The 14040-nt window shown below is 69.9% G+C and carries 11 protein-coding genes; 8 read left to right on the top strand and 3 right to left on the bottom strand.

Annotated elements, in window-relative coordinates:
- The first annotated feature begins 15 nt into the window (after positions 1-15).
- Genes ACU6XJ_RS19325 through ACU6XJ_RS19315 form a run of 3 tightly spaced genes read left to right on the top strand, consistent with a single transcriptional unit; the run spans position 16 to position 4089 of the window.
- Positions 16-975 (top strand): hypothetical protein, encoded by a 960-nt coding sequence (locus tag ACU6XJ_RS19325; protein ID WP_476313363.1) that lies wholly within the window; start codon positions 16-18, stop codon positions 973-975.
- Positions 972-1448: an ABA4-like family protein gene (locus tag ACU6XJ_RS19320; RefSeq protein ID WP_476313360.1), complete on the top strand. Its 477-nt coding sequence runs from the start codon at positions 972-974 to the stop codon at positions 1446-1448. Before ACU6XJ_RS19325 ends, ACU6XJ_RS19320 begins: the two co-directional genes overlap by 4 nt.
- Entirely contained in the window at positions 1396-4089 is a 2694-nt protein-coding gene (locus ACU6XJ_RS19315) for an AAA family ATPase (RefSeq protein ID WP_476313357.1), read from the top strand. The genes ACU6XJ_RS19320 and ACU6XJ_RS19315 overlap by 53 nt, the downstream gene beginning before the upstream one ends.
- Before the next feature lie 193 nt (positions 4090-4282).
- Here the strand turns inward: ACU6XJ_RS19315 and ACU6XJ_RS19310 are convergent, their stop codons facing one another.
- The gene (locus ACU6XJ_RS19310; RefSeq protein ID WP_476313354.1) at positions 4283-5209 is read right to left on the bottom strand and encodes a LysR family transcriptional regulator; all 927 of its coding nucleotides are present in this window, start codon (positions 5207-5209) and stop codon (positions 4283-4285) included.
- 67 nt (positions 5210-5276) lie between these two features.
- On the opposite strand from ACU6XJ_RS19310, the gene ACU6XJ_RS19305 reads away from it, so the two are divergent.
- The 4 genes from ACU6XJ_RS19305 (at position 5277) to ACU6XJ_RS19290 (ending at position 10108) form a co-directional block, all read left to right on the top strand.
- Positions 5277-6227 (top strand): EamA family transporter, encoded by a 951-nt coding sequence (locus tag ACU6XJ_RS19305; protein ID WP_476313353.1) that lies wholly within the window; start codon positions 5277-5279, stop codon positions 6225-6227.
- A 66-nt stretch (positions 6228-6293) separates the two neighbouring features.
- The gene (locus tag ACU6XJ_RS19300) at positions 6294-7790 is read left to right on the top strand and encodes a DUF7782 domain-containing protein (RefSeq protein WP_476313350.1); all 1497 of its coding nucleotides are present in this window, start codon (positions 6294-6296) and stop codon (positions 7788-7790) included.
- Positions 7791-8546: 756 nt separating this feature from the next.
- Entirely contained in the window at positions 8547-8972 is a 426-nt protein-coding gene (dtd, locus tag ACU6XJ_RS19295; protein ID WP_476313347.1) for a D-aminoacyl-tRNA deacylase, read from the top strand.
- A 173-nt stretch (positions 8973-9145) separates the two neighbouring features.
- On the top strand, positions 9146-10108 hold the full coding sequence (locus ACU6XJ_RS19290) for a sigma-70 family RNA polymerase sigma factor (protein WP_476313345.1): 963 nt from the start codon (positions 9146-9148) through the stop codon (positions 10106-10108).
- 690 nt (positions 10109-10798) lie between these two features.
- On the opposite strand, the gene ACU6XJ_RS19285 is transcribed toward ACU6XJ_RS19290, so the two are convergent.
- Positions 10799-11623, bottom strand: coding sequence for a DUF4436 family protein (locus tag ACU6XJ_RS19285; RefSeq protein WP_476313344.1), 825 nt, complete (start codon positions 11621-11623; stop codon positions 10799-10801).
- 170 nt (positions 11624-11793) lie between these two features.
- The gene (locus ACU6XJ_RS19280) at positions 11794-12081 is read right to left on the bottom strand and encodes a hypothetical protein (RefSeq protein WP_476313342.1); all 288 of its coding nucleotides are present in this window, start codon (positions 12079-12081) and stop codon (positions 11794-11796) included.
- Positions 12082-12261: 180 nt separating this feature from the next.
- Between ACU6XJ_RS19280 and ACU6XJ_RS19275 the strand changes: the two genes are divergently transcribed.
- The gene (locus ACU6XJ_RS19275; RefSeq protein ID WP_476313340.1) at positions 12262-13920 is read left to right on the top strand and encodes a fumarate hydratase; all 1659 of its coding nucleotides are present in this window, start codon (positions 12262-12264) and stop codon (positions 13918-13920) included.
- Positions 13921-14040: the final 120 nt, after the last annotated feature.

Below are 14040 nucleotides of genomic sequence, written 5' to 3'. Positions count from 1 at the left end.
CGCGAACCTTGAACCATGACAACGGTGCTGTTCTCGCCACGGACCGGGACGGGCGCGAAGCTCGACCGGTCACTATTGGTACTCGCGGCGCTGATGGGGGTTGCGACGGTCGGCTCGGCGGTGGGGTTGCTGCTTGACGACCGGATTCTCCTCGGCGCGCCGATCTGGTTGAAGCCGTTCAAATTCGGCGTCTCCATCGCGATCTTCAGCCTCACGCTGGCCTGGATGCTCACGCTGCTGCCGAGGGGGCGGCGGCTGGGCGCGTGGATGGGCGGCGTCATCCTGGTCACGTTGGTGATCGAGATGGTGATCATGACGACGCAGGTGGTGCGCGGGCAGGAAAGCCACTTCAACGGGACCACACCGCTCAACCAGACCCTGGCCGACATCATGGGCGGGATGATCGTGGTGCTGTGGATCGCCACGCTGGTCATCGGAATCCTGTTGCTGCGGGCGAGGCTCGCGGACCCGGCACTGGCCACCGCGATCAAGGTGGGCATGGCCGTCACCCTGATCGGTATGGCCGAGGGCTTCCTCATGGTCGGGCCGGGGCCGCGGTTCATCCACGACCTCGGTGGCGGATTGTCGCCGACCCAGAGCGGCGCGCACACCGTCGGCGCGCCCGACGGTGGACCCGGCACGCCGGTCACGATGTGGAGCACCACCGGCGGCGACCTGCGGGTGGCGCACTTCATCGGGCTGCACGCGTTGCAACTCGTGCCGCTGGCCGCGGTGCTGCTCGGGCGGCTGACCCGGCGCTACTCCGCGCTCCGCGACGATTCGGCACGCACCCGGTTGGTCTACATCGTCGGCGCGGGTTATCTGGGTGTCGTGGCGCTCTCGACCTGGCAGGCTCTGCGTGGACAGCCGGTCACCGATCCGGATGGCCCGACACTGCTGGCATTCGGGCTGCTGGGCGCCGCGGTCGTCGCGGCGGTGGCGATCACCGTGCGCAGGGTGAAGGAGTCGGTATGAGCGAGGTGCTGTTCCAGCTCAGTTTCCTGTTGGCCGCGCCGTTCTGGGCGCTGATGATCGTGGCGCCGACCTGGCGCTGGACGCGGCGGATCAGCGCATCGCCGCTGATCGTGCTCGGGCCGGTGCTGGTGTACGCGGTGCTCGTGCTCCCCCGGCTGGACGCGTTCCTGCCCGCCGTGGCGCAGCCGACGCTGGACGGCATCCGGGAGTTGCTCGGCGAGCCGTCGGGCACCGCGGCGGGCTGGGCGCATTTCATCGCGTTCGACCTGTTCGTCGGCCGGTGGATCTACCTGGACAGCAGGGAGCGAGGTCTGCATCCGCTGCTGGTGGCGCCGATCCTGCTGCTGACGATCCTGCTCGGCCCGCTGGGACTGCTCGTTTACCTGGGGGTGCGAGCAGCCGTCCGGCTACCCTCTGACCGTGATCCACGGGCGGAGCGAGGAACGCCGATTACTACGGGCGGTACTGGCTGAGGCCCGAGAGGGCGACAGCCGGGTACTCGTGCTGCGGGGCGAGGCGGGCATCGGCAAGAGCGCCCTCCTCGCCCTCGCCGCCGAGGAGGCCACCGGGTTCCGACAGCTGGCCTGCTCCGGGGTCGAATCCGAGGTGGAACTGCCGTTCGCGGGCCTGCACCAGCTCCTGCTGCCGGTGCTGGACCGCATCGACGGGCTACCGCAGGCGCAGGCGGCGGCGCTGCGCAGCGCGTTCGGCATCAGCGGGGACACCACCACCGACTTCGCGGTGTGCGCGGCGGTGCTGGCGTTGCTGGCTCAGGCCGCCGAGGCCGATCCGCTGCTGGTTCTCGTCGACGACGCGCACTGGCTGGACCGCCCCTCCGCCATCGCGCTGACGTTCGCGGCCCGGCGGTTGCAGGCCGAGCGGATCGCGGTGTTGTTCGCGGTGCGCGATCCCGACGAACGCGGCTTCGACACCGCGGGGCTGGACGAGCACCGGCTGCGGGGACTGTCCGCCGAGGACGCCGCGGAGTTGCTCGCGGCCCGGGGGTGGCGGCTGCCCGCCAGGCTGACGGAGTCCATCGTGGCGGCGACCGGCGGCAATCCGCTGGCGCTTGCGGAGCTTCCCGGGATGGGTGAGCCGCAGCCGTCGCGGGCCACGGTCCCGCTGACCTCGCGGCTGCGGGATGCGTTCCTGGGCCGGGCCAACGCGCTGGGTGAGGCCGGGCGGGAGTTGCTGCTGGTGTTGGCAACCGAGGAGACCGGGGCCATCGAGGTGGTGCTGGGCGCCGCGGAGCGACTCGGCATTCCCGATCACGCGGTGGCGGAGGCGGAACGCTCCGAGCTGATCGAGGCCGATGCCACCCGGATCCGCTTCCGGCATCCGCTGATGCGCTCCGCCGTCTACACGGCGGCCGGTTTCGCCCGGCGGCGCGCGGTGCACCTGGCGGTGGCGGAGCAGCTGTCGGGCAGTCCCGTGCGGGCGCTGTGGCATCGGGCGCTGGCGGCGACCGGGCCGGACGAGGACCTCGCGCAGGAGTTGGAGGCCAACGCCTCGCTGTTCGCCAAGAACGGGGGCACCGCGGCGATGGCGGCGGCGCTGGAGCAGGCGGCCGGCCTGAGCACCACCTCCGCGGGGCGCGGTCAGCGGCTGGTCGGCGCGGCTTGGGCGGCGTGGGCTTCCGGCCAGGCGGCGCGCTCAGTGCAGTTGATCAGGGCGGCAGGCGGGGAGGATCTCGACCGGGCGACCGTCGCTCAGCTGACGGGCCTGCGCGGGCTGATCGAGTTGCACAGCGGCAACAACGCGACGGCGTTCCGGCTCCTGCTGCAGGCTGCCGAGAGTTCCCTGCCGATCGACCCCATGGCCGCACTGGGGTGGCTGTTCGCCGCGACCGATTCGGCCTACCACAGTGGAGAGATCGACACCGCCAGCGCGCTGGCGCGGCGAATGTCCACCTGGGACCCGCCCGCCCCGCCCGATGAACTCGGGGAGATCCGCGAGCTCGGTGCGGCGATGGCGGCCTCGATCGACGGCATCACCACCGAGGAGCAGCGTGATCCGCAGCGGCTGGCCGAGGTTGCCGCGCGGGGGTTCAAGATGCCCAGCGGTCCGCTGTGGCCGATGGTGGTGGGGTGGCTCGGGGACCACGACGAACGCCTGCACAACTACGGGCTCGAACTGTGCGGCCGGTTCCGCCGGAACGGTGAGCTGGCGCTGCTCACGGTCATGCTGCCCTGGCTGTCCGAAGTGGAGTACAGCCTCGGGCACTGGCCGGACGGTGTGGCGCACGCCGAAGAAGGCGGGCGGCTGGCCGCCGACACCGGCCAACTCGGCAAGCTCGCCGACTTCCACGCGATGCTGGCCCTGTACGCCGCGGTTCGCGGCGAGGAGGCCACGGCGGCCCGCTACACCGCACAGGTGATGGATGCGGCGCCCCGCCTGCACAATCGGGCCGCCATCGCACGCGCGCTGTGGGCGACCGGCCTGCTGGCGCTCGGCGCCGGTGAGCCTGTCAAGGCCGCGGAGTCGCTCGCCATGTTCGGCGTGCCCGGCGGCGCGCACCATCACGGCCACCTCGCCCGGCTGGCCGCCGCAGACCTGGTGGAGGCGGCGGTGCGCTGCGATCGACCCGACCTCGCCGAGGCCGCGCTGCGGCACTTCGTGGACTGGCCGGGACACGGTCACTCGGCGCGGGCGCGGGCGGCGCTGCACCGCTGCCGGGGCGTGATCTCCGGCGACGGTGGGCAGTTCGTGCCTGCCTTGGAGCTGACCCGAGGCTATCCGTTCGAGCAAGCCCGAACCGCGCTGCTGCACGGGGAGTGGTTGCGGCGCAACCGGAAGCAGTCCGAGGCGCGGGAACGGCTTCGGCTGGCGACCGAGCTGTTCGATTCGCTTGGCGCCACGGCGTGGTCGGCCACGGCCGCCGCCCAGCTCCGGGCGGCGGGCGGATCGGCGACGTTGCGCGGCGGCAGGCAGGCAGGCCTGCTCACCGCCCAAGAGCTCCAAGTGGCGCAACTGGCGGGGCAGGGCCTGAGCAACCGGGAGATCGGCGCCCAGCTCTACCTCTCCCCCCGCACCGTCGGCTACCACCTGTACAAGGTGTTCCCGAAGCTCGGTATCACCAGCCGCGCCGAGCTTCGCGGGATCGACCTACGCTGAGCCGCGGGCCGATCGTGCTGTCGCCGTAGGTCGGTAGAAGTCGCGAGCGCTTACGCCGAATTGGCGCGCGGACCGGTCGTGCCTGCCCGGCCGGACGTCGTGTCGCTGCTCCGGCCCACACCGCGGTGGCGCGGCGCCCTGCGCACCCATCCACATGAGATCGCCCCGGCGCCGCGCTGCGGAACCGGCGGTGTCAACGGTCGGAACCGGGTGCCAGGTAGTGCTCCGAGGCGCTGGCGGCCAGTTCGGCGCGGACCGCGGCCAGCGGCGGCCAGTCACCTCGGCCGGGGCGGATCACGGTGAAGATGCGGCGCTCGATCACCAGGTCGGCGATGTCCCGGTAGACCAGGCGCCCCGCCGCGCGGGACTGGGCGCGGGCGGGGACCAGAGCGACCCCGAGCCCCGCGTCCACCAGGTCCTGCACCAGCGGGAGGCTGTCGGCGCGGTGGACGATATGCGGGGCGAAACCGGCCAGGCCGCACAGCCACCGGGCCAGTTCGTCGTCGTCGGAGCCGCGGGAGTTGGTGATCCAGTCCTCTGTCGCGAAGCGACGCAGGTCGGCGAGGGTCGTGACGGGGGCGGCCAGCGGCGTGTCGTCGGGGACGGTGAGGACCATGCGCTCGGTGCCGATCAACACGGTGGACTGGCCGTCGGCGGTGAAACGCGGCCGCGCGCTGTAGTCGTAGACGAGGCCGAGGTCGGCATCGTCCGAACCGAGCAGCGCGATGGTTTCGGCGGGCTCGCGCTCGGCGATGCTCAGCCGCACCTGCGGCGCGCGGTCCCGCAGCCGGTGCGCGGCGGTCACGACCAGCGAGGAGATCGAGCTGGTGAACGCGACCAGGCGCACGGTGCCGACGGGATTGGACTCGGCCGCCAGTTCGGCGCGGGCGGCCTCCACCGCGGCCAGGATGCGCTCGGCGTGGACCACCAGCCGATGGCCCGCCGGGGTGAGCCGGACGCGGCGGCCGTCCTTCTCCACCAACACCACGCGGGTCTCCTTCTCCAGCACTGCCAGCTGGTGGGAGACGGCGGAGACCGAGAAGCCGGTGGCGTCGGCGACCGCGCTCATCGTGCCGAGCCGGGACAGCTCGGTAAGCAGGCGCAGGCGATGAACGTCCATATATTTCGAAGATTAGCAGGCAAAATTTGCGATGGACCTGGAAGGTTTCGGTCGATGGAATGGAGCGGTGATCACCCGTGCCTCCTCTCGTGCCGACACCCGGACCGCTGTGTTGATGTGCTTCGGCGCGATGCTGAGCATCCAGGCCAGTTCAGCTCTGTCGGCCGCGTTGTTCTCGGTGGCGGGCGTGCACGGCATGGCGTGGCTGCGGCTGACCACCGGTGCACTCGTGCTGCTTGCCGTCGCCCGGCCGCGGCTGCGTGGGCGGAGCCGCGGCGAGGTGGGCGGGGTGGTCCTGCTGGGGGCGGTCTCCGGGGCGATGGTGGTGTGTTACTTCGAGGCGGTGGCCCGGCTCCCGCTGGGCACCGCCACCGCACTGGAGTTCCTCGGACCGCTGGTCGTGGCGCTGGCGGGAATCCGCACCCGGCTCGACCTGCTGTGGCCTGCGGCGGCCGCGGTCGGGGTGTTCGCGCTGACCAACCCGTGGACCAGCACGACGGACCCGGTGGGGGTGGCGTACGCGCTGGCATCCGCCGCGCTGTGGGCGACCTACATCGTGCTGACCCGCCGCGTCTCGGGCGCCTTTCCGGGTTTGCAGGGCCTGGCGATCTCGATGAGCGTCGCCGCCGTCCTCACCGCCTTCGTCGGTGCCGGGCAGGCCGTGCCGGTGCTGGGCCACCTCGGCTGGACGGCAGCGGCGGCCGCGCTGCTGCCGTTGATCACCTTCGCGTTGGACGTGGTCGCGTTGCGACGGGTGCGTGCGAGCACTTTCTCCATCCTGATGAGCCTCGAACCCGCCATCGCCGCCGTGATCGGGTTCGTGATGCTGCACCAGACACCCGCCGTCAGCCAGGTGCTCGGTATCGCGCTGGTCAGCGTCGCCGCCGCGGGCGCGGCGCACCGGTCCGCCGCCCGCGGGCCGGATGCCGTCCGCCGCGATCCGCCGACTCTCCAGGAAGGCAGGCCCGATCGGCCCGCCGAAGCAGGGCCGAGCCGACAGGCGGGCATCACCGGCTAGTGCACTCGCGGGACTGGCCGGGCGGGGTCACGGAAGTTCGCACCCACGCGTGTGAGGATCTGGGGCGTGCTTCCCGAATTCTCCGATTCCCTGTGTGCGCGGCTGCGCGAGGCGCTACAGGCCGCGAATTACGACGCGGACGGTGTGCTGGACACGTTGGGCGGGCATGCCCATGCGGCACTGGGGCGGGGCGAGCCCGAACCCGCCCGCCGTGCCAGCCGGGACGCCGGGCCACTGGGCACCCTGATCCGATTGTTCCTGCTCGGTGATACCGAGTCCGAGACCGCCGTGGCGGCGGCACTCAAGGCGGTGGACCTCGACGAGGCGGCGCGGGCCTGCCTGCTGCGGCGCACGGGTGACGGGATCGCCGCCGGGCTGGACCTGCGGCCCTATGGCGATGATCAGGGCAGTTGGTGGGTGTTGTCGGACCTCGATCCGGAGGTGACCAAACTGCGCGGCGGCGAGCTGCCCTCGGAGCACGTGCTCGGGATCGGCCACGCCTCATTGAGCCTGGCGCGGGCCACCTCGCGGCGCCCGGTCGGCTCGCTGCTGGACCTCGGTACCGGCTGCGGGGTGCAGGTGCTGCACGCGGGCAGGCACGCCGAGCGGATCACCGCCACCGACATCTCGGCGCGTGCGCTGGCCGTGGCCGGTGCGACGTTCCGGCTCAACGAGATGGACGTCGAGTTGGCCGCGGGCGGATGGTTCGACCCGGTGGCGGGGCGCGAGTTCGACCAGATCGTGTGCAACCCGCCGTTCGTGGTGGGTCCCGCCAGAGTGGACTACGTCTACCGAGACTCCGGCCTGGCGGGTGACGCCGCCAGCGAACTGGTGATCAGCAGGCTGCCCGCGCACCTCGCCGAGGGCGGGGTGGGGCAACTGCTCGCGTCCTGGCTGCATGTGCGCGGACAGAACTGGGCGGAGCGGGTCGCCTCCTGGGTGCCCGACGGCGTCGACGCGTGGGTGGTTCAGCGGGATGTCGCCGACCCGGCGCTGTACGTGGGCACCTGGCTGCGGGACGCGGGCATCGACCCTCGGTCGCCGGAGGGCAGCGCGAAGGCGGCGGCCTGGCTCGACTTCTTCGACGCCTCCGACGTGGAGGGCATCGGGTTCGGATTCGTCACGCTGCGCAGGCGGGACGGGGCGGGCGAGGTGATGTGCGAGGACCTGCGGCAGGCCTTCGACGACCCGCTCGGTCCGGAGGCCGCGGCGTACCTGGACAGGGTGGACTGGCTGCGGGCCCACGGGCACGATGACGCCCTGCTCGACAGCAGGCTGCGGGTGCCGGAGTCCGTGGTGCTGGAGCAGATCGCCAGATCCGGCGACGAGGGCTGGGAGACGTTCGTGCGGCGGCTGCACCGCACCGACGGGCCGGGCTGGCAGCACGAGGTGGACGAGTTGGCGGCGGCGCTGTTGGCGGGCTGCCAAGGCGCCCTGCCGGTGAGCGAGTTGATCGCGCTGCTGGGCGCGGGCCACGGCCTGCCCACCGACGTGATCACGGCGGCGGCACTGCCTGCCGTTCGCGGCCTGATCCGCCACGGCATGCTGGAGCCCGCGCCTTAAGAACGGCAGTGGCCGGTTACGAGTGTCGGGCGGAAGGGCACGCGTCGTCCGGGAAGAACCGGGAGCGCCGAGGCCGACGTCAGGGGCCGGTTACGAGCGTCAATGGTGGGGCATGTGTCGGTCGGGGCGAGCCGATGGAGGACGGCCGAGGGTTGTCGACGGGAGGATCGCCGGGTCCCCGACGTCTCAGTGTGGGCGTGGCCGCGGCCGCCGGCGCAGACGACGCCGCGGGGCGTCCCCGGGTGCTGCGGGCGGGGGCGGTATCCGATCCGGCGGGAACCGGGTCGGAGGGCAGGCCCGGCGGGTGGCGCTGATCGAGATTGTGAGAGCCGTCGACCTCAACGCCGGTCGATGGCGGCTTGCGGGCACTCCGGTGTTGCGCTGCCCCGCGCCCATGGCCAGGTCGTCGCAGGCGGGGCGCACTGGAGGACTCGGGCGTTCCGTCCAGGCAGCGAAAAGACATCCCCACGAATATCGAAGACGCGAGCCCGACCGCAAAGGCGTGACACCGAAGGTAGAAGGCGCTCAGGGCGGATCGCGACGGCTGACCGCAGATAAAGGTCAGCATCGACGGTCGGAGACGTAAATCGGCCGTGAAGCCAAGGGGCAGAAGCCGCCGGGGACGGGTCGGTCGTGAAGGGCGACCGAGGGCGAAACCGAGTCGACGAGGATCATCTGTGGGCGAAGATTGATCGTGGAAGCCCACCAGGGATGGAAATCAGCCGGTGGGAGGCGATGGAGGGTGGAGATCGGGTCGTGAGAGCTGTGGTCAGCAGGGTGGCGCGGGCCTCCGTCACTGTTGACGGGGAGGTCGTGGGGGAAATAGATCGGCCCGGGTTGCTTGTTCTACTGGGAATCACCCATTCAGACACTCGGGAACTTGCGGAGCTAATGGCGAGAAAGCTCCACGAGCTGAGAATCCTGCGTGACGAACAGTCCTGTGCCGCAGCTAACGCCCCGTTGTTGATCGTCTCGCAATTCACTCTCTACGGGGAAACCCGTAAGGGTCGGCGCCCCTCGTGGACCGCGGCGGCCCGTCCGGAGCAGGCCGAGCCGTTGGTCGATGCCGTGGTGGAGGCCCTGCGCGGGCGCGGCGCCACGGTCGCGACCGGGCGCTTCGGCGCGATGATGGCCGTGAGCAGCGTCAACGACGGGCCGTTCACCGTGCTGGTGGAGTTGTGAGAAAAACCTGAGCGTTCAAGGTCCATTTCTCAGGCAATCCTCAGATGGTTTCCGCAACTTTCCCGGGCTGTCGCTCGTCTTGGTAAGTAGAGGAAAACGAACGGGGACCGGGAACGAATTCGCCGCCTCCAGCGTTCTCCCCAATGACAGAGCCCACCAGGGGAGGTAGCTCGATGACCAGCCCGCAGACCCTTCCGAGCATCGAGAATGATCTCGACGCGCAGGGGCCCGCCGCCGACCTCGTGCGGGTGTACCTCAATGGTATAGGTCGCACCGCCCTGCTGTCCGCCCAGCAGGAGGTCGAATTGGCGAAGCGGATCGAGGCAGGCGTGTTCGCCCAGCACATGCTGGAGACCGCGGCCCGGCTGTCCGCCGAGCGCGCGTCCGACCTGCGCGCCCTCGTCGCGGACGGCCTCGAGGCGAAGAAGCACCTGCTGGAGGCCAACCTCCGCCTGGTCGTCTCGCTCGCCAAGCGGTACACGGGTCGCGGGATGCCGCTGCTGGACCTGATCCAGGAGGGGAACCTGGGTCTGATCCGCGCGGTGGAGAAGTTCGACTACACCAAGGGTTTCAAGTTCTCGACGTACGCGACCTGGTGGATCCGCCAGGCGATCACGCGCGGCATGGCCGACCAGGGCCGCACCATCCGGCTCCCTGTCCACTTGGTGGAACAGGTGAACAAGCTGGCCAGGCTCAAGCGTGAGATGCACCAGCAGCTTGGCCGGGAGGCCACCCACGACGAGTTGGCCGCCGAGGCCGGGCTCACCGTGGACAAGGTGCTGGACCTGCTGGACCACGCTCGCGACCCGGTAAGCCTGGACATGCCGGTGGGCACCGAGGAGGACGCCCCGCTGGGTGACTTCATCGAGGACTCCGAGGCCACCGACGCGGAGAACGCGGTCATCTCCGGCCTGCTGCAGGACGACCTCCGCCGGGTGCTGGCCACCCTGGAGGAGCGGGAGCAGTTGGTGATCCGTATGCGGTACGGCCTGGACAGCGGCCAGCCGCAGACCTTGGACCAGATCGGCAAGAGGTTCGGTCTGTCCCGGGAGCGGGTGCGTCAGATCGAGCGCGAGGTGATGTCGAAGCTGCGGCAGGGTGAGCGGGCCGAGCGGCTTCGGGCTTACGCCAGCTGAGTGGCAGTTCGGGAAATGAATCTTCCCGAATGGCGGGACCACACTAATGGAAGCGTTGACTTGTGACCTCAGTCACGGCAGGTTCCTGCCTTAGATGCACGCGCGGTGGCCGCGCAAACCGGTAGGTTTGAGCGCGGCACCGCTTGGCGCAACCGACACAAGCTACGCGGCCTGGACCGACCCAACCGATCCCGGCTGCCTGCCACGGGAGGTCGGAGCGATGCGAGTCCATGCGGTCGGGGGCCGCATGGATTCACCAATATCGCTCCGGCCTTCCGGCCTTTCGAGTGTGTGACAGATCCCCCGGCCGGGCAACCGGGATCGGTCCAGAATCCATGCCTTCTGCATATTCGCCCCATATGGCCGATGACCTTCGCCTCTGTTCATCCGCGCCCGAATGCCGTAGCGCACCCGCTCCGGACCACATCGGCCCGGACCGAGGCCCGCCGCGACGGTTTCGTGTGACCGGCCTCGGCTGGGTGACACCCCGACCCGCAGCACCAAGGCAAGCCGAGGCGAGCGGTGGGGACGAACCGGCGGGAACGTCAGCGACGGCAAACCGCGCGGCCATCCCTGTGCGGCAGCGCATCCGATGGGCAACGGGCGGCACGACAGGCGGGAACGAGGTTTCGGCATGTCGGCGCCGCACTGCCCGTTCGTGGGTCACCGGAATCCACTTCTCTTGGCTGGTCACGGCTTGGTTCTGATGCCGGTCCAGGTGACGGCAACGATGGACACGGTGATGACCGCCTCCGCCCAGAAGAACGCGGCGTAGTCGATCAGGGAGCCGATGGGCGGGGTACCGGGGGCGGCGTTGCGGAAGCCGACGAGCGCGAACAGGGTCGCGGCCATCCAACCGAGGGCGGGCCAGGGCAGGCCCAGCTTGCGGGTGATGATCGTGCGGGCGCCGAAGGCCACCGACAGGGCCAGCGCCCACATGGCGATCATCTGGAACCAGGCCAGCACCAGCGTGCTGACCGACCGGGTCACACGCACCTCGGCGGTGACGGTGCCGGGCCCGGTACCGCTGCGGGTGGGCTTCATGGTGACGAAGGAGTCGAAGCCGCGCAGGGTCATCCCGACCGCGACCGGGGTGTTGTCGACGGCGGCGTAGAAGGCGACGGGGGCGGTGTAGGCGTCCATCGGGTAGTCGGAGACCACGCCTTCGTTCGCTCCGACGCGGATCTCGCGGGCCGCGATGCGTTCATGCGCCTTGAACGTCAGCATTCCGGTCGTGATCGAGGAGGATTCGATCTCCAGGTCGCGGGCCGGGATCAACTCCTGGTCATCCTCGGCCAACCGGCCCGCCATGGTGGGGACCACCCGCAGCACCAGTTCTCGGGAAGCGGTGTCCATGCGCTGGAGTGTGACGTCCAAGTGCACGTGGTCGGGCTCACTCGTCGCGACGGTGTAGTCCACCTCGCGGCTGTCGTGTTCGGCGTAGTAGCCGACGAGGCCCGCGACGACCGCCAACACGAGCAGCGCGGGCAGAGCCAAACGGCGCAGCAAGATCATGCGGCTGAACCTAGCGTCCACAGTCGGAGGTTCGTCATCGGTCTTCCGAGCCGGATGGTCACAGCGGGTTGGCGAAAAGCCCTGATACACCCGCAAGTGGATTCTTCGCCGCCTTGGCTGCCACCATCCGGATCACGAATCCGGCGACGCCCCTGGCGAAAAGCAGGACGCTAGTGCACGAACTCCGGGGTGCTCATGGTGTCCGGCCAAATGGTTTCCAGGCGCACTGTTCCGTGTTCCCAGTACACGGTGCAGGCCGCGACGAGTTCGGCGCCGTCGTTGACGTTGACCGCCCAGCGGCTGGGGCCACCGTCTTGGCCCGCCTGTTCGATGAGCACCTGCTCGACCACTCTGAGCAGCAGGAAACGGTCGGTCGGGTCGATCATCGAGACCGGGAACTGACCGCATGACTCCCACTCGTCCTCGCGGTCGACCCACAGCAGCAGCGTCAGCTCCATACATCCCACCTCGCGACTGGCGTAGATCAATTGTGGGTGCCCGGGGCGTGATCAGCGAGTCGAACCACCTCTTCGTGGCGCTGAAATGCGATTCGCAGCACCTTGGCCCGGCAAGTGGGTCAACGACGGGTACGGTTCTCCGTTATCCCAGCGAAACGTCTATCGCAGGAGTACACCGACGTGCCCACCACCACGTTCCAGTACACCGACGTACTGCCCCTCGGACCGGACGACACCGAGTACCGGCTGGTCAGCACCGAGGGGGTGGGCCTGGTCGAGGCGGCCGGACGGCAGTTCCTGCAGGTGGACCCGTCGGCGCTGACCCTGTTGGCGCGCGAGGCGATCAAGGACATCCAGCACCTGCTGCGCTCCTCCCACCTCGCCCAGCTTCGGGCGATCGTGGATGACCCGGAGGCCAGCGGCAACGACCGGTTCGTAGCCATGGACCTGCTGCGCAACGCGTGCATCTCGGCTGGCGGTGTGCTGCCGATGTGCCAGGACACCGGCACCGCGATCGTGATGGGCAAGCGCAGCGAGTCGGTGCTCACCGGCGGTACCGACGAGGAGGCGCTGTCGCGGGGCATCTTCGATGCCTATCAGGAGCTGAACCTGCGGTATTCGCAGTTGGCGCCGGTGACGTTCTGGGACGAGAAGAACACCGGCACGAACCTGCCCGCGCAGATCGAGTTGTACTCGGCGCCGGGAACCAAGCCCAAGTACGAGCTGCTGTTCATGGCCAAGGGCGGGGGCAGCGCGAACAAGACGTTCCTGTACCAGGAGACGAAGGCGGTGCTGAACCCGACGCGGCTGGCCCGGTTCCTGGACGAGAAGCTGCGCAGCCTTGGCACCGCGGCCTGTCCGCCCTACCACCTGGCGATCGTGGTGGGCGGCATGTCGGCCGAGTACAACCTGAAGGTGGCCAAGCTGGCCTCGGCCCGCTACCTGGACACCCTGCCCGCCGAGGGCTCCGCGCTGGGGCACGCGTTCCGCGATGTGAACCTCGAGCAGCAGGTGCTGGAGATGACACGGCAGTTCGGCATCGGGGCGCAGTTCGGCGGCAAGTACTTCTGCCACGACGTGCGGGTGATCCGGCTGCCCCGGCACGGCGCCTCCTGCCCGGTGGGCGTCGCGGTGTCCTGTTCGGCGGACCGGCAGGCCCGCGCCAAGATCACTCCCGAGGGCATCTGGTTGGAGCAGCTCGAACGCGACCCGGCGCGGTTCCTGCCCGAGGTCGAGGACGAGCAGCTTTCGGATGAGGTGGTGCGGATCGACCTCAACCAGCCGATGGACGCCATCCGCGGCACGCTGGCCAAGCTGCCGGTGAAGACCCGGGTGTCGCTGACCGGTCCGCTGGTGGTGGCCCGCGATATCGCCCACGCCAAGATCAAGGAGCGGCTGGACGCGGGTGAGCCGATGCCGCAGTACCTGCGGGACCACCCCGTGTACTACGCGGGCCCGGCGAAGACCCCGGAGGGCTACGCCTCCGGATCGTTCGGCCCCACCACCGCCGGTCGGATGGACTCCTACGTCGAGCAGTTCCAGGCGGCGGGCGGCTCGCTGGTGATGCTCGCCAAGGGCAACCGTTCGCGGCAGGTCACCGACGCGTGCAAGTCCCACGGGGGCTTCTACCTCGGTTCGATCGGCGGACCCGCGGCCCGGCTCGCCCAGGACTGCATCCGCAAGGTCGAGGTGCTGGAATACCCGGAACTGGGCATGGAGGCGGTGTGGAAGATCGAGGTGGCGGACTTCCCGGCCTTCATCGTCGTGGACGACAAAGGCGAGGACTTCTTCGCCGAGTCCGCGCAGCCCACCCTTCAGATCGCCTTCGCCAAGGCCTGACCAGCGCCTGAGCTCTGCTCAAGATCCTGGTCTCCCCGAAAGCCTGGTGTTGCGGCTCGCCCGTCGGTCAAGGCCGCGCAGCGGGGTGATCCCGCGGGCGGACCGCCAAGATTGGCAGCC

This window comes from Actinorectispora metalli, from assembly GCF_056323685.1.
This window is presented reverse-complemented; position numbering and strand designations above follow the sequence as displayed.